Source organism: Aeromonas cavernicola (assembly GCF_002795305.1).
Lineage (GTDB): Bacteria > Pseudomonadota > Gammaproteobacteria > Enterobacterales > Aeromonadaceae > Aeromonas > Aeromonas cavernicola.
On the sequence record NZ_PGGC01000172.1, the window covers coordinates 1 to 23,657 of the forward strand.

Consider the following 23,657-nt stretch of genomic DNA (forward strand, 5'->3'; position numbering starts at 1 on the left):
AGTGGCTTTTTTGTCATCTGGGACAAAGGAGTCGAACTAAGTCAGTTGTCTGAGTGCCTGCTGGCAGCGCTGTTCGGCAGCATCAAGTTCCAACAATACCATTCTGATATCGTCCATCTGCTGTTGCAGCGCTTCCCGCTTGGCGGTCACGAGCCCCACCATGGTCTGCAACTGGGTTCGACTGCTCTTATCGGCATCATAAAGGTCAAATAACTCGCGGATCTCCGCGAGGCTAAATCCAAGCCGTTTACCACGTAACGTAAGCCTTAATCGCACCCTGTCTTGTTTGCTATAAATCCGATTCTGACCTTCCCGAGCGGGGGTGAGCAAGCCCTGATCTTCATAAAAACGGATACTGCGCGTGGTGATGTCAAATTCGCGGGCCAGCTCGCTAATGCTGTAACTGCGAGTGTCATCTTGATATCGGCTCATAATACGGTCTTGGCGGTCTGTCTTGGCTGGCACCTTACCGAAACGTTAACGGCACTGCAACCCTTGTTCCGCTACCTAGGTCAGCCTATGTTATGGCTATCTAACAGGGAAGGAGAGACGCGATGGAGATCGCAATCGTAGCCGCCAAGCGTACCCCCATGGGGGCCTTTCAAGGGGCACTATCGGCCCTCAGCGCACCAGAGTTGGGCGCCTGTGCCATCAGGGCTGCACTCACTGAGGCCAAACTCGGCGCCAAGCAAATTGATGAGGTCTATCTTGGCAATGTATTGGGGGCAGGCGTCGGCCAAGCCCCCGCCAGACAGGCGGCACTGAACGCCGGCTTAGCCCAGCACGTACCGGCGACCACCATCAATAAAGTGTGTGGTTCCGGCATGAAGGCGCTGATGCTGGGGGCCGATAGCATACGACTTGGGGATAACCAGATCGTCATCGCGGGTGGCATGGAGAGCATGAGCCGCGCGCCCTATCTGTTGGACAAAGCCCGCACCGGCTATCGCATGGGGCACCAGGCTCTGCTTGATCACATGTTTCTTGATGGCTTACAAGATGCTTATGACGGCCAGTTGATGGGGGTACACGCCCAGCGCAGTGCCGATCGCGCAGGACTTACTCGTGACGCAATGGATGCCTTTGCCATCGCCTCGTTAACGCGAGCCCTCGCCGCGCAGCAAGCGCAATCTTTTGCCGACGAATTGGCACCCTGTTTTCATCAAGGGCAGCTGTTGCTGGCGGCCGATGAACAGCCTAGGAGAGTAAAAGTAGAGAAGATCCCGCACTTATCCCCCGCCTTTAGCCCACAGGGTACGATCACCGCAGCCAATGCCAGTGCAATCTCTGACGGTGCAGCGGCGCTCATTTTGATGAGCCGCACCGCCGCGCAGCAAGCAGGGATACCGGTGCTGGCCAGAGTGGTCGGTTATCTGAGCCATGCCGGCGCACCGGCAGAATTTACCAGCGCCCCCATTGGCGCGATTAAACGTTTACTCACGACCCTGAGCTGGTCGGTCGACGAGGTCGACCTGTTCGAGATTAACGAGGCATTCGCCATGGTCACCCTGCTCACCATGGCCGGTTGTGCCATTCCCCATCATAAGGTCAATGTGCACGGGGGCGCCTGTGCGCTAGGCCATCCAATTGGCGCCAGTGGCGCCCGCATTGTGGTGACCCTGCTGACGGCCCTACGCCAACGAGGCTTGCGCCGTGGCATCGCCACCTTGTGTATCGGCGGAGGAGAGGCAACGGCTATCGCGCTGGAGCTCGATAACTAGATGACTGCCTCTTGTCACCATTGCCAAGCCATCCGCTGGGGCGACACTGCTTAATACTGGCTAGCAGCAATATTAACGGGAGCCATCATGGCTCCCGTCACTTTTCATCTTATTGCTGACATTGTTGCGATTAACGGCAATAAAAGCCCGACTCCTCAGGCGCTAAGGCTGTGGTAGATGTGATCTGGGTGACCCTCGCCGTGGGGGGACCATGGGCTAGCCACTCCCGCATCTGTTGCACCGCTGGCGCAGGGCCACAGAGGAGGATCTCCACTGAGCCATCGGCCTGATTGCAGGCATAACCGCGCAGCCCCAAGAGCAGGGCCTGCTCACGGGTAAAGTAGCGAAACCCTACCCCTTGCACCTTCCCCCACACCCGCACCATCAAGGCTTGCTCTACCATGACCCAGCTCCTCTGTGAACATGATCCCCGCAAGGGAGTATCTTTTACCCTGCGCTAAACAGGGCAGGCATGCTGGGTACTCCTAATCCCATTGATGCCGACCCCGTTTACGCTCCGTCTTGTGCAAGCGACATCATTAACCGCTGCAACCGCTGCGGGTTCTTTAATGCCAGAACGGCCACCAAGCGTGATCATTATCGTCAATGGTCACCTCGGTGCGCGCGGCGGGGGCGATGCTTGCTCCACGCACCTCACTGAGCCTGACCTCAAACTGTTCAGACGGCTCGGCAAACCAGTCGTCGATGATCAGCACCTTCACCGATTTACGTCCCCCTTCCCCTGCGGCCCAGCTCACGCTCTGGTGCCCTGCGGGCAGAAAATCAAGGCCCCAGCGGGCGCTTTGGCCATGAAGACTGACTCGCGCACTGGCCGGTTTGCTCAGATCGCCACTGCGCATCAGCGGGATCTCGGCAACCCAGCGCCCCTCTTTGACGGTCAAGGCAGCCTGCGCGACGGCCACGGTGGCGGGCGCAGGTTTATCCTCAATGGTCACTTGCACCTGCTGCTGCGAGCCTAAGCTCGCTCCGCTGGCATCAAGCAGCCGCAGGGTAAAATGCTCATCGCCTTCAAAGAGATCATCGCTATTGATCGGTATTGTGATGAGCTGGCTCTGCTGCTCACCCGCCTGCCAACTGAGGGTGCCTTGTAGCAAGCCCAGATCACTGGCATCCGCACTGCCTAGCTCAACCTGCCATCTGACACTGGCCGCACCATAGCTGCCCCCTTGCCGATTGACGCTCAGCTGCAAGCTCTCCCCCTCCACAATCTGGGCGCTGGCCGTGGCGAACGTCAGCTCCCCTGCTGGGGGTAACGGATAGGTGATCGCGACCAAGACAGGATCATGATCCGATGCACTAAAGGGCCCCGTCGCTTTGGCCAAGGAGCCGGTAAAGCGCTGGCCATATTCAAACAGGTTGCTCTCGGCTGAGTTGATGTGCCAATCCTCAATGCCCACCACTTTGTTAGCTAACGATGGGTTAGCCAGCGCATGATCGAGGTTACCCAACTCCCCCTCATAGCTGTAAGAGTAAGTATCTGTACCGTGGAAACGGGTATTGAGATTGATCAAGCCAGCCCCTTTACGCACCGGCTTTCCTTCTCGTTCGTAAGGTTGCCCCGCCAGCTGGGTAAAACTTGCAGTGACGATGGGGCGCGTCTGGCCCTGACTGTCGTAATCGGTGAGCACCCGCAGCGGATCTTCCATGCCATAGGCATTGAGATCACCCAACAGCAGTAGATCGCCAGTCACATCCTGCAGCGCCTCCCCCAATACCTTGGCTGCCGACACACGCAGCCCATTGCAATGGCCCTGCAGATCCAGCGGATCAGCCGTGACATAGTCGGGGTAATCCTCATAACAAGCCGAGCCCTTTGACTTGAGGTGGTTCACTACCACGGTCAGTGGGGCATCCCCCTTGGCGGTGCTAAATTGCTGACGTAGGGAGTCACGCATCCCCTGATTGATGGTGACCAGTTTGCCGCTGCGGTCAGTGGCCTCTGCCACCTGTTGTGGCATCAGGATAAGTTGGGCCTCCCCAGTTAGGCTGACCCTAGCAGGGCGATAGATAAGCCCCACGGTGATAGCATCGCTGCCAATGGGCTGACCATCGGGTGAACGTACCCACGCATAGTGATCCTGCTCATCAGGCAACGCCTCATTGATTGCCGCCACCAGATTAGCGATGGCAGAATCTTCACCGTAGCCGTTGTTCTCGATCTCCATCAGCCCGACGATGTCCGCATTGAGGCGCGTAATGGCGCTGACGATCTTAGTGCGTTGCAGTTCAAACTCCGCCACCGTAGTTGCGCCTCGGTTACTGCCGGTCGGATTGGCATCGCCGCCGACCACCGAGGTGAAAAAGTTGAGCACATTAAAGCTGGCAACCCGGAGATCGCCCTGCTCGGCTAACTGGGGCACATCACTGCGATCCCAGCCGGTGTGATCCACATCGGCAGCACTGATGCGGTTATCTGCCACTAGGCGAAAGACACTATGCGAGTAGCCAATAGCCCCTTCTAAATTGTTAAGGGTATCGCCAATGCGCAGATATCCTTGCTCGGCCTCAAAACCGGGATACCAAGGCACCACCCCATCGGCGGCTTTGCCATCACTCTCGACTATCAATTGGTTGCGGGCATTACGGGCAGCCCACTGGCTGGCCTGCTCACTTAAGGCGGGAAATTTCTGGGTCGCCTTGATCAGGGGCGCACCATAAGAGAGCGCCAGATTGTTGCGCCGAGCGGCGAAATCAAAACCAAAGTTGCGGGTCACCACCAAGCTCGATGCGAGTACCAAGCGAACTCGCATCCCTTCATGGCGTTCTAGCAGCGCGGGTAGCTCTTCACCATCTCGCATCACCAAATCCACCGCCGCCACCCGCCCAGCCTGCGCAGCAGTCACCACCATGGCATCGGCACTGAGCTGGGTCTGGTTAAAATACTCTTGCACCTTACCCAGCACGCACACCTCGGCCCCCGGCACGATCTGCGACCCCACTTGGTTGCTTTGAATAAACAGACCATCGGAACTGGCAGGGTCACCATCTCCTTGTGGATCTTGAATAAAGAATCCCTTGTAGAGCCCCTGCACCACCTGAGTCACCACTCCACGGGTGGCATAGGCTTGCTCTGACTCAAACTTACCGGCTGGTACGAGGGGGCTACGATCCCCTCCCCCCTGAATAGACGGCACCGGCACCAGTTGCTCAACAGGGCAGCTAAAAAGGGGCGGCGCAGTGTTGTCACAGGCTTGCTCACCCAGGCAACCGAGCCCTGTGGCATCATCTTTGGCCAGCGCGACATACTCATCGGCAGGATTGAAAGGACCGCTGGCATCGGTTCGCCCCGTGCTGACCGTGGCGAGCCGACGCAAAGTCATGTCAAGGGTGGTCACAGCACCGCTGCCCCACGCCACGCCAGGATCAACCCCAACCTGGCCTAAGCTGTCGACGATGGTCGCGCCGCGATACAGCACCAAGCCATCATCACCGTTGAAATTGAGGTTACTGCTCGTCTGGTTGGCCTTGGCCAAGATAGCAGGGCTCGCTTGGGGGTGAGCCAACACCAGTGACGCCCCTGCAGTTAAGGTGCCTTGCAGTGGCAAAGCGTTGGTCGGCCCTGCGGCCAAGGTACGGCCGTTGGCGTAGAGTGCCAGCCGATAGTCGGCCAGATTAATGGCGCTGTTGCCCACATTAGTCAGCTCTACGGCCTTGTTGTTGCTACTGCCCTCTACATACTCAGTGATAAATAGCTCGGCCTGAGCCTGCGTCACTAACGCTGTACTGATCGCCAGCGCCAGCAGTGAATGTCTTACTGACATTGATATTTTCTCCTTGTTAGCTAACGAGCGAGCGTTGTGCCCGCGGTTTCTCTCATCCCGCACGCTCGCATCCACCACCTTGGCGGTGCAGCACCGACGGCCCCTACTGTGCCGACTTTCACCGCACGAGACCGCGAGATGGCTAACAATTACTTAAATTTGTGGCGGCTAAGTGACAGAAAATATTCACTTTTTAATGACTTTATTATTATTTGTAACCGTTCATCGCAACCCAAGAAATACTGGCCTTCTCTACGAGTCTGCTCTGCTGACTCGCAAGGGCTGGCTTAGCGGAGTCATTACCCCTAGAATATGCCCCCTCTTCTCACTGACCATCGGCACCTACCCATGAGCGCTTACCTCTATCTCGTCAAAGGCCGCGAAAAATCCCTGCTACGCCGCCACCCTTGGATTTTCTCCAAGGGAGTAGAACGGGTGGAAGGCACCCCCATCGACGGTGATATCGTCGAAATCTATTCGAGCGAGGGCAAGTGGCTGGCCCGCGGTGCTTGGTCTGCTAGCTCGCAAATCCGAGCTCGGGTGTGGACATTCGACAAAGAGGAACAGGTTAATCTCGACTTTTTTATCCGCCGTCTCAAGGATGCCCAAGCCTCCCGTGATGAACTGATCCGCCGCCAAGGTCTCACCGGATATCGTCTGTGTGCCGCTGAATCGGATGGCTTACCGGGCCTCACCATCGACCGCTACGGCGATTTTCTGGTGTGTCAGATCCTCTCTGCTGGGGCTGAATTTCAGCGTGAGCTGATCACCCAAGCACTGCGCACCCTCTACCCTGAGTGCAGCATTTACGAGCGCTCCGACGTGGCAGTACGTAAAAAAGAGGGGCTCAAAGAGCGTGTAGGCGTGATCCATGGCGCCACCCCAAGCGAGCCGGTGGTGATTGAAGAGAACAACGGGGTGAAAATCCTGGTGGATATTATGGGCGGCCATAAAACCGGTTTCTATCTCGATCAGCGTGATAACCGCCTTACCGCAGCCAAATACACCCATGGTAAGCGCGTTCTCAACTGCTTCTGTTATACCGGCGGTTTCGGTGTCTATGCCCTCAAGGGCGGCGCCAAAGAGGTGATCAACGTCGATTTATCACAAAATGCCCTCGATCTCGCGCGTCAGAATGCTGAGCTCAACGGACTCGATACCCGTCATACCCAGTTTGTCCGGCACGATGTGTTTAAGCTGCTGCGTGAATACCGCGAGCGAGGTGAGCAGTTCGACGTCATCGTGCTCGATCCGCCCAAGTTTGCCGAGAACAAAGCCCAGCTGTTGGGCGCTTGCCGTGGTTATAAAGATATCAACATGCTGGCCTTTCAGTTGCTGGCCCCCGGCGGCGTGCTACTGACCTACTCCTGCTCTGGCCTGATGGAGCAGAGCCTGTTTCAGAAGATTGTCGCCGATGCCGCCCTTGATGCTGGTCGCGATGCCCAGATCTTGGAACTGCTCTCTCAAGCGTCCGACCATCCCATCGGGACCGCGTATCCAGAAGGGTTCTATCTAAAAGGGCTAGCGGTGCGGGCGCGCTAAACTCCCCACGGTCCACGATCAAGAAGGCCCGCAGCGCGGGCCTTCTTCTTTCATACTGATTTCGACACCCTAAAAACGTCATCTGGTGCAGGGTCTGCGACCGACATCAGGCCGCCAGACCTATACGTTACCCCACATTGCAGTTCGTTAACTTCCAGATCCGATCCACATAATCTTGGATGGAGCGATCAGAGTTAAATTTACCCATGGTGGCCGAGTTGATAATGGCTTTGCGCGCCCACAGTGCCGGATCACGGTACCAAGTGTCGATGAGCTTGTGCGCTTCTGAGTAGGAATGGAAATCAGCCAACGTCAGATACGGGTCACCGCCTTCAAGCAACGAGTGCTTAATAGCAGCCAGTTCACCGGGACGACCTGGGGTAAAGTAGTCGGTATCAAACCAATCCAGCACCGCTTTAAGCTCTGAGTTGCCATAGTAGAAGTCATACGGGTTGTAACCACGTGCCTTCAAGGTTTTGACTTCATCCACATTGAGACCAAAAATGGCGCAGTTTTCAGCCCCCGCCTCTTCTGCAATCTCAATATTGGCGCCATCTAACGTGCCGATGGTGACTGCACCGTTCAATGCCAACTTCATGTTGCCAGTGCCTGACGCTTCATAGCCAGCGGTGGAAATTTGCTCGGAAACATCTGCGGCAGGGATCAACTTCTCCGCCAAGCTGACTCGATAGTTGGGCATGAACACCACCTTCAACTTACCTTGGATACGGGTATCGTTATTGACCCTGTCGGCCAGCTTATTGATGGCATAGATAATGTCCTTCGCCAACTTGTAGCCAGGTGCCGCCTTAGAGCCAAAAATGAACACCCGTGGGTGCATCTGATAATCTGGGTTGGTCAGCAGACGGCGATAGAGCGCCATGATATGGATAAGATTCAACTGCTGGCGCTTGTACTCGTGTAAGCGCTTGATCTGCACATCAAAAATGGCCTCGGCACTGACCTCAATGCCAGTTTCAGCCTTGATCACCTTAACCAGTTTCTCTTTATTGCGGCGTTTGATCGCCATAAATTTTTGCTGGAACTGTGGATCATCTGCAGATTTCACCACCTCACGCAGCTTATCAAGCGCCAGTGGCCAGGTGTTACCCACTGCATCATCATAAAGAGCAGACAACTCAGGGTTACATGCCAGCAACCAGCGCCGTGGCGTCACTCCGTTGGTCACGTTGCACATCTTCTCTGGCCACAACTGCGCAAATTCTGGGAACAGATCCTCTTTCACCAATTTAGAGTGGATCTCTGCCACCCCATTGACCTTGGAGGAGCCAATCACACACAAGTTACCCATGCGTACCTTGCGCACCGCGCCCTCCTCAATGATGGAGAGCTTGGCTTTGATTGCATCATTTCCCGGCCATTTAGGCTCGACCAGCTCGTCGAGGAAACGGGCATTGATTTCGTAAATGACTTCAAGATGGCGAGGCAACACCTTCTCAAAGAGATGGACTGACCACTTTTCTAAGGCTTCAGGCAACAAGGTATGGTTGGTGTAAGAGAAGACGTGATAGCAGATAGACCAAGCGCTATCCCAATTCAGCCCTTCTTCATCAACCAGCACCCGCATTAATTCAGGGATGGCCACGGTTGGGTGAGTATCATTGAGCTGAATCGCGATTTGCGCTGCGAATTGACTAAAGTCATTGCCATGAGCCCGCTTGTAGCGACGCATGATGTCTTTGATCGAGCACGCACAGAAGAAATATTGCTGGATCAAACGCAGCTCTTTGCCCGCATCGGTCTCATCATTAGGGTAGAGCACCTTGGAGATGGTCTCTGCTTGGGCTTTTTCAGCCTGCGAGTTGACATAACCACCGGCATTAAATACATCCCAGTCGAAAAACTCAGACGCGCGAGACTCCCACAGTCGTAGGATGTTAACGGTGTGGCCACCAAACCCAACGACCGGAATATCCCAAGGTACCCCTTTGATTTTACGACCGGCGTGCCACACCTTTTTTAGGCCGCCGTTATCGCCAAACACGGTTTCGACGTAACCGTAAAGCGGGATCTCTTGCACCGATTCAGGGCGGCAGATCTCCCAAGGGTTACCATACTCACGCCAAGAGTCTGGTCGCTCAATTTGGCGGCCATCTTGAATCTCCTGACGAAACAGGCCGTGCTCGTAATGAATGCCATAACCTACAGCCGGGTAGTTCAGCGTGGCTAATGAATCAATGAAGCAGGCAGCTAAGCGGCCTAAGCCGCCATTACCCAGCGCCATGTCCGGCTCTTGTTCGCAGAGATCGGTCAGATCCAGCCCTAGGTCAGCTAGCGCCTCTTCACACACTTTATAGAGTGAAAGGTTGTGCAGGTTGTTGGAGGTTAACCGCCCCATCAAAAATTCAGCAGAGAGATAATGGATCGCGCGAGTGTCTTTCTTGAAATGAGTCTGCTGCGTCCGGGTCAAACGCTCGTACACCTGCTCGTTTACCGCCGCCGCAGTCGCTTTCCACCAAGCATCCGGCGATGCTTTCTGCTCGCTGGTACCCAAGGTTGAGCGGAGGTGGCGCACGATGCTCGCTTTGAGCTGATCTTTATCTAGCTGAAGATCCTGACCTGTGTGCTTCTTGGTAGCCATAAATCCTGTTCCTTCGTTACAAATAATATTGTTGTTATCCCATGTTTATGGGGCCAGTGCTGTTGTTATCTAAAAATATGGACCGACATAATAATATTAACGAAACCCGGTGTATGAAAAGTTAACACACGTCACACTTCACCCCATAAGATTAGCGCATATCATGGTGAAAGCCCTTTCTTTTAATCGTCGATGAAAATAACTAATTTCTTTAAAAATTAATTAGTTATAAAAAATAATAAACTGTGTTTTTCTGAATAGGTTTTCAGTGGTTGCTATCAATTGAAAAAACTAGAAAATAAGCATTTCTAACATTTCGCTGAAAACCATTTCAAGTTAATGCCTCGGGAATATTAGACAAATATGAAGGTACTATTATAGCAACCTTATTTCGATGAATTAGAAACTCGACTGAGACCAATTGATGCACACTGTCATTCAGGCTGGTATTTATTCCTAATATCAGATTTATGTGGGGATGACGAGGCGTGGTACTCTGCAAATCGGTGACTGGGCAAAGCAGTAACAATGATGCAGGGTAATAGGACTGATTTATATTTGCTTGAGCAAGCCGCCGTCGCAGTTGGGGTTATTATTGCAAGTGTTATTTGCCCAATAAAAAAGGCCACTTAGAAAGTGGCCTTTTAATATATTGCGTTTAGTTGGTGCCCGAGGCCGGAATCGAACCGGCACGCCTCGAAAAGCGAGGGATTTTAAATCCCTTGTGTCTACCGATTTCACCACTCGGGCACCGTAATCGGTATCAAGCTAGCCGTGCAAGCTTGAGCTGTATGGAGGCACGTTCCGGAGTCGAACCGGACTAAACGGATTTGCAATCCGCTGCATAACCGCTTTGCTAACGCGCCATGCAAAAGAGAGTGTTCTCTCTAATGACTGAATTTGGAGCGGGAAACGAGACTCGAACTCGCGACCCCGACCTTGGCAAGGTCGTGCTCTACCAACTGAGCTATTCCCGCACTGGTCTGGCTAAGTGCCTGACTACGAGGACGCATTCTAGCGATGTTCCCCGTTCAGTCAACCAGAAATATTTAATTACCTGATCGTTCGAGCGTTTTTTGCTCTTTTCGAGCATTTTAACGCCTTTGCCTATTTTTTGCAGGGATACCATCAGAAATGGCGCTTATACCTCAGTGACATCAAAGGTTAGCGTGATGAGTTAAATCACCCCACGCCGCCTTCAGATACTGGAACATCGACCAGAAGGTCAGCACGGTGGCGACATAGAGCATCACGTAGGCAAGCCAGATCATCCACACGTTGTATTGCCATATCAACCCGGTGAGAGAGACCATCTGGATCATGGTCTTCCATTTACCAATCCAGCTAACCGCGACCGAGGAGCGCTTACCCAACTCTGCCATCCATTCGCGCAAGGCTGAGATAATAATCTCGCGGCCAATCATGGTCATCGCAGGGAGGGTGATCCAGATGGTGTTGTAATGCTCAACGATAACGACCAACGCGGCCGCCACCATGATCTTGTCGGCGACAGGGTCGAGGAAAGCACCGAACGCCGTGGATTGGTTCAATTTACGCGCAAGATAACCATCAAACCAGTCGGTAGCCGCCGCCAAGATAAAAATGATCGCCGCCGCAAGATAGGACCACTGATAAGGCAGATAAAACAGGATCACGAAGACAGGAATGAGTAGGATTCGGAAAAATGTCAGCAGATTGGGTATATTTGTCATTATTTTCAGCCACTTCTTTGTAGATCGCTACGTTACTACATGATAGTACGCCTTAGCCGATATCGATTCCAACCGCTCTGGCGCTCGTCCAAACCATTCACATTATTCGCACTTTTTAAGATGCACGTCATTATGACATTTACCGCCCCCTCGCGTCACGGCTGTTGTTCATCAATGAGTTAGCAGCGTTCCACTGCGGCTATGACTGGCGCAGACCGGTCAGGCTGAGTGCAAACCATCATAAATAGTCTGAGCCAGTTCGCTACTGATACCAGGTACCTTGGCCAATTCATCCACACTCGCTTTTTTCACCTCCTGTAAGCCTCCTAAATATTTGAGCAACGCTTGACGACGTTTTGGGCCCACCCCCGGAATATCCTCCAGACTGCTGCTGGTTCGGGCCTTGGCACGCCGCGCCCGGTGGCCGGTAATGGCAAAACGGTGGGATTCATCGCGGATGTGCTGAATAAGGTGCAAGGCGGGCATATCGGCAGGTAGATGCAGCTCTTCGTGGCTCTCCCCCATGATCAGGGTCTCCAACCCCGCCTTGCGGGTGACCCCCTTAGCAATCCCCACCAGCTGCGGGTATTTGCCACCGAGGAACTCCAGCTGACGCGCCAGGATCTCTTCGGCACGGCGCAACTGGCCGAGGCCGCCGTCGATAAACAGCACGTCCGGCACCTTGTCCGGCTCCTGCTGCTTGCCAAAGCGTCGCTCCAGCGCCTGCTCCATCGCCGCATAGTCATCACCGCCGGTGATACCGTCGATGTTAAAACGGCGATATTCCGATGAAAGCGGCCCCTCTCGGTTGAACACCACGCAAGAGGCCACGGTTCGTTCGCCCATGGTGTGAGAAATGTCAAAACACTCCATCCGCGTAATCGGTGCGGATAGCTCCAACAACTCTTCTAATTGGCTAATACGAGCGAGGGCGGTACTTTTGTGAGCGAGGCGAGAGCGCAATGCGGTCTGTGCATTGATAGCTGCGAGCTTGATAAAACGAGCCCGTTCGGCTCTGGTGCGGCTCACTACCCTCACCTTGTAACCCGCAGTGTGGCTTAAGGTATCGGCAATCAGGTTTTCGTCTTCTAACGCGACATCGAGCAGCACTTCACTTGGGATCTGCCTTCCCCCCAAGCCCGATAAGTAAAACTGCAGCAAAAAGGATTGCACCACCTCATCGAGCGGGGTGTCGGCAGGCACTTTCGGGAAGTAGCTGCGCGAGCCCAGCACCTTGCCCTGACGGATAAACAGCACATGAATGCAGGCACAGCCCTGTTCGAAGGCCACCCCCACCACATCCAGATCATCGAGGACATTGCCGCTGACCGATTGCTGCTCGGTCACCCGCCGCAGTGCCTGGATTTGATCCCGATAGCGGGCCGCCTCTTCAAAACGCAGCGCATCGCTGGCGGACTCCATCTTGCCAACCAGCTCAGCCACCACCTGCTGGTTCTTCCCCGCCAAGAATAAGGTAGCCAGTGCTACCTGCTGGGCATATTCAGCCTCGCTCACCAAACCTGCAACACAAGGGCCAGCGCACCGTTTCAGTTGATAAAGCAGGCACGGGCGAGTGCGGTTGGCATAGACCGCATCCTCACATTGGCGCACCGGAAAAATCTTCTGCATCAAATGCAAACTTTCGCGCACAGCCCCACCGGAAGGGTATGGACCGAAATACTCACCTTTCACTTTGCGGGCGCCGCGATGGACGCCAATACGTGGATGCTGGTGCGCGGTGATGATGATCCAAGGATAAGATTTGTCGTCCCGCAGCAGCACGTTGTAACGGGGCTGGTACTGCTTGATGAGGTTATGCTCGAGGATCAGTGCTTCCGTCTCGGTATGGGTCACCGTCACTTGCACATCGGCGATTTGACGCACCAACGTACGGGTTTTAATGCTATCGACCTGGGCACGAAAATAAGAGGCGAGCCGTTTTTTCAAATCCTTAGCCTTGCCCACATAGATCACGGTGCCGCCACTGTCATACATGCGATAAACCCCACTCTGGTGGGTCACGGCACTCAAGAATGCCTTGCTATCAAACTGGGGCTCGGAGGAAGGAGACATCGGCAACTCAACTCTATCAATAGACACACGAGATGATGCTGAGCATACCGTCCTGCGCCGCTAAAAAACAAAAGGCGGCTGATGCCGCCCACTCAATCACCCGATCCCACATTACAGGGTATCGGCATCTAACATACCGTAGCGAATCGCTAAATGGGTCAGCTCCACATCCCCACTGATCCCCAATTTGCTGAACAGGCGATAGCGGTAACTATTGACCGTTTTCGGGCTCAAATTAAGCTGCTCAGAGATCTCCGTCACCTTCTGCCCCTTGGTGATCATCATCATGATCTGCAACTCCCGCTCGGAGAGCGATTTGAACGGATTCTCATCCGCTGATGCAAATTGGCTAAGGGCTATCTGTTGGGCAATCTCTGGCGAGATATAACGCTGGCCTGAGTGAACCAAGCGAATGGCGTGGATCATCTCGTCAGGCGCTGCCCCTTTGGTCAGATAACCTGAGGCGCCAGCCTGCATTACCTTGGTAGGAAACGGATTTTCAGAATGAATGGTCAACACGATGATGCGCACGTCGGGCCGCACTCGTAGGATTTTTCGGGTTGCCTCCAGCCCGCCAATACCAGGCATATTCATGTCCATCAAGATCACATCAGGGTGATTCTGACGGCAAAAGGTAACGGCAGCTTCGCCACTTTGCGCCTCACCCACGACTTTGATCCCGCGTACATCTTCCAGAATGCGTCTTATCCCTGTACGCACTAGCTCATGATCATCGACCAGGAATACATTTATCACCCGCACACCCCGTTTTATCTTGTTGTAGCCACCCCGTTAGGGTTAACAGGGCGCCTTGCATCATAACCAAACTAGCTGGTTTGGCAAACTCTGGCCAAAGAAAGTTTGTCAAATAGCATTAATAACATCTTTAAATCAATCAGTTAAGTAAATTTTAGGCATAAAAAAACGGTGCACTCAGGCACCGTTTTCTCGGTCACTGTTACCCCATTTAGGTGGCTAACAATGCGCGTACTTTGTCGAGGTCTGCTTGGGTATCCACCCCAACCGCAGGCGCTTCGAGCGCCTGTGCCACATGGATTTTTTCCCCATACCAAAGCACCCGTAGCTGCTCTAACGCCTCCACATGTTCCAAGGCACTCGGAGCCCACGCAACATAGCGTTGAATAAAACCCGCGCGGTACGCATAGATACCAATATGACGCTGATAATATGCCCCCACCTGCGCTTGGCTACTGGCAAAGCGATCTCGGTCCCAAGGGATCGTGGCACGACTGAAATAAAGGGCGTACCCGTCTTTATCTGTCACAACCTTCACCGCGTTGGGATTAAACGCCTCCTCGGCATCCACAATCGGGACTGACAAGGTGGCCATCGGCGCAGCGGCACTCGCCAAATTATCGGCAACCTGACGAATGATGGCGGGGGGGATCAGGGGCTCATCGCCCTGCACATTGACCACGATGGTCTCTGCACTAAAACCGTAATAACGACATACCTCGGCTAAGCGTTCGGTGCCGGATTGGTGATCAGCAGAGGTCATACACACCTCGATGCCTTGGCTTGCAACGACAGGCATCAAGGCTTGCTGCACCCGCTCATCATCGGTCGCAACAATTACCCGATCCGCCCCTGACTGGCGCGCTTTTTCCACCACATGTTGCACCATGGGCTTGCCATGGATATCCGCCAGTGGCTTGCCCGGTAACCGAGTCGAGGCATAGCGAGCAGGGATGACGACCACAAAACTCATGATGGCAACTCGTCACTGCTGAGCTGACGCGCCCGATTCTCCAAGAGCACCGGGATCCCCTCCTCCAGCGGATAAGCCAGTTTATCAAAGCGGCAAACCAGCTCTTCAAGTCCCTTGTTGTAGTGCAACTTTCCCTTACAAACGGGGCAGGCAATGATGTCGAGTAACTTAATATCCAGTGCCAAAATGAAACTCCTTTAATGAACTGATAAACGCAGCCCAGCCAGTGATCTCGCCAGGCAGCCTGATCTTCATGATCTGCGACCAACACGCCCCTTCGCTACGCGTCCGCTCTCAGCCAGTTTGTGTAACAGGCTATCGAGCAGCGCACTGGGTAACGCGGCGCTGACCGGCAGATACCACCAATTCTCCAACGCAAACTCGCGGCACTTAACGGCATCTTTCTCGGTCATCAGCAGTGGCTTACTGGCAAAACGTTCGACCAGCTCATCCCGTGCAAACGGGTGATGGTCGTCATACGCCACCTGTTGATCTAACTGATATCCCAAGGCCGTCAGGGTGGCAAAAAAACGGGGCGGGTGACCAATGCCCGCCATCGCATCAATCGGTGTCGATAGCGCCGCCATCAACGGTGCATCATCACACACCCGCCGTGGCTCATTCGCCACCAAGCCCATGGCATACTCCCCTGGGGCAGGCGCACCGCCGTTGCACAAGATGGCATCGACCCTCTTTAACCGAGTAACCGGCTCACGCAACGGACCCATTGGCAGCAGGCAGGCGTTACCAAAGCGGCGCACCCCATCGACCACAACCAGCTCGATATCGCGCGCAAGGCCGTAGTGCTGCAAACCATCGTCGGTGATGATGATATCCACCTCACCGCGCTGCTCCAGCAGGCGCACCGCCTCCGCCCGCTTGGGGGCAACGACCACGGGGCAGCCACAGCGCCGCGCGATCAACACCGGCTCATCCCCTGCCTCTGCGGGGGTCGTGGTGACATCAAGCGGGTAGGGATAATAGGGGGCCTTGCCGCCATAACCACGACTGACCACCCCGGGGTGAAAACCGCGTGCTTGTAATTGCTCCACCAGCCAGACCACCACAGGAGTTTTGCCGTTGCCCCCCACCGAAATATTGCCCACCACGATGACGGGCAACGAGGAGCGATAGCTCTGACACCAGCCGTGACGATAGGCGTAACGGCGAATACCGCTGATCATCGCAAACAACAGGGCCAAGGGTGCCAGCCACCAACGCCACCCACTCTGGCCATACCACAGGCGCGCCAGCATCAGGCTGGGTTGCCCATGTTGCCAAACTGGATAGCACGCAGTTGGGCGTAGGTCCCCTGCAGGGCCATCAGGGCCTCGTGGTTACCACGCTCGACGATCCGGCCTTCATCGATCACCAAGATCTCATCCGCTTTTTCGATGGTCGAGAGGCGATGGGCAATCACCAGCGAGGTGCGCGCCTTACACAATTCATCAATCGCCGCTTGGATATGGCGCTCAGACTCGGTATCGAGGGCCGAGGTCGCTTCATCGAGCAGCAGCACCGGCGCATCCCGCAATAACGCTCGGGCAATCGCAATGCGCTGACGCTGCCCGCCGGAGAGTGAGGCCCCATTTTCGCCCACTAAGGTGGCGTAGCCTTGCGGCATTTTGCAAATAAATTCATCGGCATGAGCGATACGCGCCGCCTGCTGGATTTGCTCTTGGCTATAACGTTCTTCTGCCGCGTAGGCAATGTTGTTAGCCACCGTGTCGTTAAACAGATGCACATGTTGAGAGACCAGCGCGTACTGCTTGCGCAGCTCACTTAAGCGGTATTCACGAATATTGACGCCATCAAGCAAGATCTCCCCCTGATCGATGTCGTAAAAACGGGTCAACAGGCTAGCAATGGTGCTTTTACCTGAGCCAGAACGCCCCACCAGCGCCACAGATTTACCTGCCGCCACCTTGAAGCTGACGTTGTGCAGCGCCGGCGTCTCTTTGGTTGGGTAGGTGAAGGTGACGTTACGAAACTCAATCTCACCGCTAGCCCGCGCCAAGGTGCGGCTACCGGTATCCTCTTCGGGTGCGGCATCGAGCAAACCAAACAGGCTCTGACACGCGGTGATGCCGCGCTGAAACTGGTTATTGACGTCAGTCAGGCTTTTTAGCGGCTTGAGTAGCATCATCATGGAGGTGACCATGACGGTAAAGGTGCCCGCCGTCAGGGTAGCCTTGACGCTATCAATGGTCGCGACGTAGAGAAATACCGCCAGTGCAACCGAGGCCACCATCTGCACGATGGGGCTACCGATGGCATCGGCCGCCACCATCTTCATGGTCTGTTGCCGCATCCGGTTGCTGACCCGAAAGAAGCGCTGCTCCTCTACCTGCTGGCCACCAAACATCAACACCTCTTTGTGACCCTTGAGCATCTGCTCGGTCGAGGTGGTGATATCCCCAACCGCCTGCTGAATGTGGCGACTGATCTTGCGAAAACGGCGGCTGATCAAGCCAATAATCACCCCCACCACTGGGCCGACCACCAGAAAAATGACCGACAGTTGCCACGAGTGCCAAAACATCAGACCGAGCAGGCCGATGACGGTCGCCCCTTCGCGCACCAACGAGACCAAGGTGGAACTGGCTGCCGAGGAGACTTGGCCCGCATCGTAGGTCACTTTGGCCAAGAGGTTACCGGTATTCTGGCGGTCGAAAAAACTCATCGGCATCGCCATTAAATGGTTAAACACCTGCTGTTGCAGCCGCATCACCACATGATTACCGACCCATGCCATGCAGTAATTGGATAAAAAGTTGGCGCAACCGCGCAGCGCCACAATGCCCAGCACGAAGAAGGGCATCCACTTCAATACGTTGCTGTCGTTGCCATTAAGACCTTGATCAATGAGCGGTTTGATGGAGTAAACAAAGGTGGTATCTACCGCGGCATAGCCCAGCATCCCGATGATGCCGCCGACTAAGCCGAGCTTGCGGTCCCGAACATAGCCAAGCAGCCGTTTGAAGACAGGCCAGCTCGGTTGTGAAATTTCTGGTTGCATGAATCGCCGTTCGTAAGGGAAATGACGGGCTATTCTAGCCAAAGCTTGGGTTTCCACCAAGCGCCACTGCGTCGATACCAAGGGCCATGGTCCCGCTCGGCCCGAATGGCGAGGCCATCACCGCGAGGTTCAATCAGGATGGCACCATCATGACCAGTGATCCATTGGCGAGCGGTTTGGTAACGCGCCACCACCTCAGGGCGTGGAAAATCCCAGCGATTCATAAAACCAGCGCTGTGCACCACATAGCGCGGCGCAACGGCCTGCACAAACGCTGGGGTCGATGAGGTGCGGCTGCCATGGTGCGGGCTCACCAGCAAGGTACTGGCTAAGCCCGCCCCCTCCAGGGCGACCAGCCGCAACTCTGCTTGCCGCTCAATATCGGCACTGAGCAACACCTGAGTGTTACCATCGCGCATCTGCACCACACAGCCGTCATTATTACCACTGCCTCCCGCTTGCTCGGGCCACAAAACGGTAAACTCCAACCCCTGCCAGTGCCAATGTTGCCCTCGCTGGCAGCCTTGGGTATTGCTATCAAAGGGATAGGAAGAGAGCTCACTGCGCACCGTCAGCGCCGCTAATAAGCGGTCGCGGTTACCTGCATGATCCCGGTCTTGGTGGCTGATGATCAGTCGGTCAATGACCGAGATCCCCAGCTGGCTGAGTTGCGGCAAGATCACCGCATCCGCCATGTTATAGCCACCTGGGTAACGATCCCCGGTGTCATAGATCAGGGCCCGATCCCCTCGGGTGATCAGCACCGCCAACCCCTGCCCCACATCTAATACCCGGACTTGCCAGCGGGCAGGGGCGGGCCACCACGTCAGCAACACCGCCATGCCCGCTGGGAACCACAGCCAGCGCGCCGCCCGCCACCTGACGCTTAACCACAGCAGCAAAGCGAGTGATCCTAACGGGAGCCACTGACCAGACAGTGGCCACCAGAGCTGCAAGCGATCCCCCAGCCAGCTCAACCCGACCATCACCCCCTCTAAACCGAAATCAGCCAACCAGAACAAGCCATAGGCCAAAACACCAGAGATCGGTGCCACTAGCACACCGATTAGCGCCAAGGGGATGATGGCCAGACAAAACAGCGGCACCGCCACGAGATTGATCACCATGGCCAGTGGGGCAATCCCCTCAAACAGGGCTAATTGCAACGGTAACAAGCCAAGCAGCAGCCAGAGTTGGATCTGCCACAGATTCGGTTTGCGGTACCAGTATCCGGCCAGCAACAAGATGGCAACGGCCAAGAACGAGAGCCAGAACCCCGCCGAGTAGAGTGCGAAGGGGTCCCACCAGGTCAGCACCACAAACGCCCATAACCAGATGCGATAGGCAGGCCACTCACGCTGACACCCGCGCAACACACTCCAGACCAGCACCATGATCAATGCCCGTTCGGTGGCCACGGCAAACCCAGCCAAGGCACTGTAGATAGCCGCAAACAGCAGGGCGGTCACCAAGGCCGTTCGCAGCCCCACTAACCGCCCCAACCACCAGCCAAGCACTGCAACTAATGCAATATGCTGACCGGATATCGCAATAATATGGGTCAAGCCGCTGCCACGAAACAGCGCCCACTGCGCATCGGTGATGCCAGCCTGCTCGCCAAACGTCAGCGCCGCCAGCAACGGCCCGTGGGCCAGCGACTGCCAACTGTTCGCCGCGCGGCTCAACCAGCGATCACGCCAATTGGGCTCTGCTGGCTCAATGTCGATGAGGCGACTGATATTTCCGGTGGCAGTGATCCCTTTGCCCAGTAGCAGGCGACGACCATCCATCCCCGCCTCATTCGCAAGACCGTGGGCCGGTTTTAATGATCCTGCAAAGGTCAATACACTACCGCTGGGCAACGGAGGCAGCGGCAGATAGGCATTAACTCGGATCAGTGGCAACGATCGGACAAATTGGCCATCCAGTTGCCGTATATTCAGAGTCAGGCGGGTAAACTCATCCCCTTCTGGCTCTGCGCTTTGTAGCTGGGCGGTGATGATATGCCGGTGTTTGTCCGCTAACTGGGTCAGCCACCCCAGTTGCCAACAGAGACTGACCTGCATCCAGAGCATACCGAGCAGCACAAAACATAGCGGCCAAGCGCGATAATATGCAAGGGGAACGAGCAGGCACAGCAGCACGCCTCCCCATGCCAGTGAAGGTAACCATGGCCACAGCAGTGAGGAGCTTGCCCCAAGGGCAAACGACAATAGACGCAGATCCATGGAGTAAGTATTTAGCAAGGTTTCAATATGCCCAAACGCCTCATTACCCGCTGGCTACCAGATCCAGCAACCCTGAAGCAACACAAGCACTTACGCCTATTTGGCCCACGCCTGCTCGATGCCAATTTGTGGCACCTGAATCGTCGTTCAGCGGCAGGGGCATGCGCGGTCGGTCTCTTTATGGCGTGGATCCCCCTTCCCTGCCAGATGCTGCTGGCGGCAGGGGGGGCCATCTTTTGTCGAGTCAACGTGCCCCTTGCCGTGGCGCTGGTCTGGCTCTCGAATCCATTAACCATGCCCCCCTTGTTCTATGGCGCCTACCTGACTGGCTGCGCGCTACTCGGTCACCCCTCGGAGCCCATCGCCATCGAGTTCACTTGGGCATGGCTGGCCTCTGTTTTGGAGACCGTGGCCTCTCCACTGCTGCTTGGCTCCTTGGTGCTGGCACTGCTGAGCGCCATATTGGGCTACACCTTGACCCGCCTTTGCTGGCGCCTGAGCACCGTGCGCCAGTGGCACATGCGCAGAACCCTGCGTTCCGTGGGATAAGCCTATGACGGATCGCAAAGGGCCAGCGCGACGATCAGTGGCCAGTGGCATCACGTGGCGTGACCTCGCTACCCACATCACTTACAGCCTGTTTTTATTCAGCATTTATCCATCAACCACCTAATTGATAACTCTTTTCATTATCTTTACCACGTTATAAACTTGCCCCTCCGAGCCAGATATGGCTCGGTGTTGGAGCTGTATATGACACCCCTTTCCCTCTCACCCCGACCATGTTGGCAGTGGCTGGCCTATCACCATCAGGCCGCCGAGGGCTCCCTCTATCTGATGTTCTGCTCCGGCCTGCTACTGTGGGAGCCGCTGACCCCGCTCTGGTCGCTGGCACGCTGGAATCTGTTTTTGCATGTGATGCTCTCACTCACCCTGTTTCCCCTGCTGTTTGGCGCCTTCTGGCTCTCCCATCGCGCGTTACTGAACCGTAGCAACAAGCCCTTTTTGCGCAGCACAGGACGGTTTATCGAAGCCTTGCTGCTGGTCTGTCTGGCCAGCGGCCTGCTGCTGGTGCTGCACGGCACGCCGGGCGATACCATGGGCAACCTCGCCAGTTGGGCCCACTGGCTGAGCGCGTTGGCGTTAACTCCTCTGGTGCTGCGCCACGCCTGGCGCTGGACCATCTTGAAATGGCGCTCCTGACACCATGTTGAAGTCATCGTTCTCTGCATATTTGTCACCCCTGCTGGCCCTCGTCCTGCTGCTGGCCAGCCCCTTCGCGTTTGCCCAGCAGATGGGCGCTGGGATGCTTGCCTATGAAGAGGGAAGCGCCCCGCGCCTCGTCACCGCCAACCTGAGCGCAGGCTCGGTTACCCTGCTTGAGCGCGATAGCGGCAAGCGGCTGAAAGAGGTGCGGCTGGGGGGCGATCTGCGCCAGCTTGCCCGCGCCGATGACGGCACCCTGCTGGTCACCGACTACAGTGGCGATCGCCTGCTGCTGCTGGATGATGATCTCACCCTGGAAAAGGCGATCCCCACCGGCCATCGCCCCTACGGGGTCATCTTCGATGCCAAGCGGCAGTGGTTCTGGGTCACGCTGTTCGAATCAGCTCGCCTGCAAGCCTACGACACCGCCGGCAACCTCCAGCTGGATGCAGCAACCGCCGAGACTCCCCGCGGGCTGGCTCTGACCGACAACGATCGCCTGTTGCTCACCCACGCCATGACCGGCCAGCTCGCCATCTATGATCTCGCCAAGCTTGGCCACGGCGCCAAGGGATCTTCGCTTCCCAAGCCCAAGCTCATCACCTTGGCCGAGACCCATAGCGTGCCTCCTAGTGGAAAAACGAGCGACTCTCAGGGATTGCCGCGCCTGCTGGACGGCATCGCCCTCTCCCCCGATGGCAGCGAAGCCTGGCTGCCCCACGTGCTGTGGAGCTTCAGCCACCCCTTCCAGTTTCAGAGCACCGTCTTTCCGGCGGTCTCCATCATCGATCTCGATGAGGAGAAAGAGCGGGTCGATGAAAGAAAACAGCTCTTTTTGCAGATCAACCTGCCCAGCGTCGGCAACCGCAGCCAGATCGTCTCCAACCCGTTTGCCGCCCGCTTCGCCGCCGACGGCAAGCGGGTCTATCTGACCCTGGCGGGCTCGGAAGATCTGCTGGTGTTTGATCTCTCCCGCAGCGGCAAATCCAACAACAACCGCCACCGCCGCAAGAAGTTTCAGGGGGGCGCCAAGGCGACCCAGCTCTTGCGCCACCTGCCGGGCCAGAATCCACGGGATTTGCTGATCGATGGTGACCATATTCTGGTGCACAACGCCATGGGGCAGGATCTTACCCGCCTCAATAGTGGTGGCAGCGGCCCATTTGCCCGAGTCACCGTCGATGTGCCCCACTTCGCCAAGCTGGTAGAGACGGATCCGCGCCCCGAGCCGCTTCAGCGCGGCGAGCGACTGTTCCATCTTGGTAACACGCTTGGCAACAACGGCGCCAACTCACGCTTCCCCATGGCGGGGGACAACTGGATGAGCTGCAACTCCTGCCATCTGGACGGGTTCAACTTCACCAACCGCTATCTGATGGCGGCCCATCGCCAGAAGAGCGGCGACAACGCCATCAACGGCCACGCCAACCTCGCCAACATGGTGGCGGGGGACTTTATCGGCGAATACCTGCGCATGACCCAGCAGACCCAGGGTGGCATGGGCCATGACACCCGCGATGGCGCCGAGGCGGTTGACCCTGCCAAGCCTCAGCCCGAGGTGAAGGCGATGATGGAGGACTTACACGCCTTCGTCACTGCCGATGGCAACCTCCCCTATCTCGCCAACTGGCTGCGACTCGATGCTCCGCGCACGGATCCGGCCAAGGCGCCGACCACTCACCCGAAGGCGTGGCTCAACTCCGCCTCCTGCCAGAACTGCCACCAACAGGCCTTCAAGGACTGGAGCGAGAGCAACCACCGGCTGATGGGCAACTCCCACCCCTACTACAAGGTGGTGCAGGCGCTGGCCCGCGAAACCGAAGGGGAAGCGTTTGGCCAATGGTGTCAGGGCTGCCACATGCCCCAGCAGGTAATGAACGGCCAGCTGGATCTGCCCAAGGGCTCCCACATGTTCGAGCAGGGCGGCGCCTCGCTGATTGCCGCCCGCATCTTCCACTTTGGTGATGCGATGGCAGAGCACACAGCCGGTGCCTTCCTCCACCACAGGTTCGCCTGCTTTGTGGGCGGCAATCAGCGAGGCGC

At 56.1% G+C, this 23,657-nt stretch carries 17 protein-coding genes and 3 tRNA genes; 5 read left to right on the forward strand and 15 right to left on the reverse strand.

Annotated elements, in window-relative coordinates; translation table 11 throughout:
* Positions 1 to 36: 36 nt before the first annotated feature.
* Positions 37 to 432 (reverse strand): MerR family transcriptional regulator, encoded by a 396-nt coding sequence (locus CUC53_RS16210; RefSeq protein ID WP_167386780.1) that lies wholly within the window; start codon positions 430 to 432, stop codon positions 37 to 39.
* 122 nt (positions 433 to 554) lie between these two features.
* Between CUC53_RS16210 and CUC53_RS16215 the strand changes: the two genes are divergently transcribed.
* On the forward strand, positions 555 to 1,721 hold the full coding sequence (locus tag CUC53_RS16215; protein WP_100295092.1) for a thiolase family protein: 1,167 nt from the start codon (positions 555 to 557) through the stop codon (positions 1,719 to 1,721).
* 130 nt (positions 1,722 to 1,851) lie between these two features.
* Here the strand turns inward: CUC53_RS16215 and CUC53_RS16220 are convergent, their stop codons facing one another.
* Complete coding sequence (locus CUC53_RS16220) at positions 1,852 to 2,124, reverse strand: acylphosphatase (protein WP_100295093.1); 273 nt, start codon at positions 2,122 to 2,124, stop codon at positions 1,852 to 1,854.
* 163 nt (positions 2,125 to 2,287) lie between these two features.
* Positions 2,288 to 5,503 (reverse strand): ExeM/NucH family extracellular endonuclease, encoded by a 3,216-nt coding sequence (locus tag CUC53_RS16225; RefSeq protein ID WP_100295094.1) that lies wholly within the window; start codon positions 5,501 to 5,503, stop codon positions 2,288 to 2,290.
* 348 nt (positions 5,504 to 5,851) lie between these two features.
* Here CUC53_RS16225 and CUC53_RS16230 point away from each other — a divergent pair, with 348 nt between their 5' ends.
* Positions 5,852 to 7,045, forward strand: a complete 1,194-nt coding sequence (locus CUC53_RS16230; protein ID WP_100295095.1) for a class I SAM-dependent methyltransferase — start codon at positions 5,852 to 5,854, stop codon at positions 7,043 to 7,045.
* 127 nt (positions 7,046 to 7,172) lie between these two features.
* On the opposite strand, the gene CUC53_RS16235 is transcribed toward CUC53_RS16230, so the two are convergent.
* From CUC53_RS16235 to CUC53_RS16290, 12 genes are all read right to left on the reverse strand, one after another.
* Complete coding sequence (locus CUC53_RS16235) at positions 7,173 to 9,647, reverse strand: glycogen/starch/alpha-glucan phosphorylase (protein ID WP_100295096.1); 2,475 nt, start codon at positions 9,645 to 9,647, stop codon at positions 7,173 to 7,175.
* Positions 9,648 to 10,310: 663 nt separating this feature from the next.
* Positions 10,311 to 10,397 (reverse strand) — tRNA-Leu (locus CUC53_RS16240).
* Positions 10,398 to 10,439: 42 nt separating this feature from the next.
* Positions 10,440 to 10,513, reverse strand: a tRNA-Cys gene (locus CUC53_RS16245).
* Positions 10,514 to 10,548: 35 nt separating this feature from the next.
* Positions 10,549 to 10,624, reverse strand: a tRNA-Gly gene (locus CUC53_RS16250).
* Between the two features lie 180 nt (positions 10,625 to 10,804).
* Positions 10,805 to 11,359 carry a CDP-diacylglycerol--glycerol-3-phosphate 3-phosphatidyltransferase gene (gene pgsA, locus CUC53_RS16255; protein ID WP_100295097.1) on the reverse strand — a complete coding sequence of 185 codons (555 nt, stop codon included), beginning with the start codon at positions 11,357 to 11,359 and terminating at the stop codon, positions 10,805 to 10,807.
* 219 nt (positions 11,360 to 11,578) lie between these two features.
* Positions 11,579 to 13,432 carry an excinuclease ABC subunit UvrC gene (uvrC, locus tag CUC53_RS16260; RefSeq protein WP_100295098.1) on the reverse strand — a complete coding sequence of 618 codons (1,854 nt, stop codon included), beginning with the start codon at positions 13,430 to 13,432 and terminating at the stop codon, positions 11,579 to 11,581.
* 111 nt (positions 13,433 to 13,543) lie between these two features.
* Entirely contained in the window at positions 13,544 to 14,188 is a 645-nt protein-coding gene (uvrY, locus tag CUC53_RS16265; protein ID WP_100295106.1) for a UvrY/SirA/GacA family response regulator transcription factor, read from the reverse strand.
* 211 nt (positions 14,189 to 14,399) lie between these two features.
* Positions 14,400 to 15,161 (reverse strand): 3-deoxy-manno-octulosonate cytidylyltransferase, encoded by a 762-nt coding sequence (kdsB, locus tag CUC53_RS16270; protein WP_100295099.1) that lies wholly within the window; start codon positions 15,159 to 15,161, stop codon positions 14,400 to 14,402.
* Positions 15,158 to 15,346 (reverse strand): Trm112 family protein, encoded by a 189-nt coding sequence (locus CUC53_RS16275; RefSeq protein ID WP_100295100.1) that lies wholly within the window; start codon positions 15,344 to 15,346, stop codon positions 15,158 to 15,160. Before CUC53_RS16275 ends, kdsB begins: the two co-directional genes overlap by 4 nt.
* Before the next feature lie 66 nt (positions 15,347 to 15,412).
* Complete coding sequence (lpxK, locus tag CUC53_RS16280) at positions 15,413 to 16,417, reverse strand: tetraacyldisaccharide 4'-kinase (RefSeq protein ID WP_100295101.1); 1,005 nt, start codon at positions 16,415 to 16,417, stop codon at positions 15,413 to 15,415.
* Entirely contained in the window at positions 16,417 to 18,180 is a 1,764-nt protein-coding gene (gene msbA, locus CUC53_RS16285) for a lipid A ABC transporter ATP-binding protein/permease MsbA (protein WP_100295102.1), read from the reverse strand. Before msbA ends, lpxK begins: the two co-directional genes overlap by 1 nt.
* 29 nt (positions 18,181 to 18,209) lie before the next feature.
* Positions 18,210 to 20,408, reverse strand: a complete 2,199-nt coding sequence (locus CUC53_RS16290) for a DNA internalization-related competence protein ComEC/Rec2 (protein WP_100295103.1) — start codon at positions 20,406 to 20,408, stop codon at positions 18,210 to 18,212.
* 27 nt (positions 20,409 to 20,435) lie between these two features.
* Here CUC53_RS16290 and CUC53_RS16295 point away from each other — a divergent pair, with 27 nt between their 5' ends.
* From CUC53_RS16295 to CUC53_RS16305, 3 genes are all read left to right on the forward strand, one after another.
* Positions 20,436 to 20,957, forward strand: coding sequence for a DUF2062 domain-containing protein (locus CUC53_RS16295; RefSeq protein ID WP_100295104.1), 522 nt, complete (start codon positions 20,436 to 20,438; stop codon positions 20,955 to 20,957).
* Positions 20,958 to 21,161: 204 nt separating this feature from the next.
* Positions 21,162 to 21,611, forward strand: coding sequence for a hypothetical protein (locus tag CUC53_RS16300; protein WP_100295105.1), 450 nt, complete (start codon positions 21,162 to 21,164; stop codon positions 21,609 to 21,611).
* 4 nt (positions 21,612 to 21,615) lie between these two features.
* The coding region (locus CUC53_RS16305) for a YncE family protein (protein WP_236757947.1) at positions 21,616 to 23,657 on the forward strand (2,042 nt) is incomplete at its 3' end.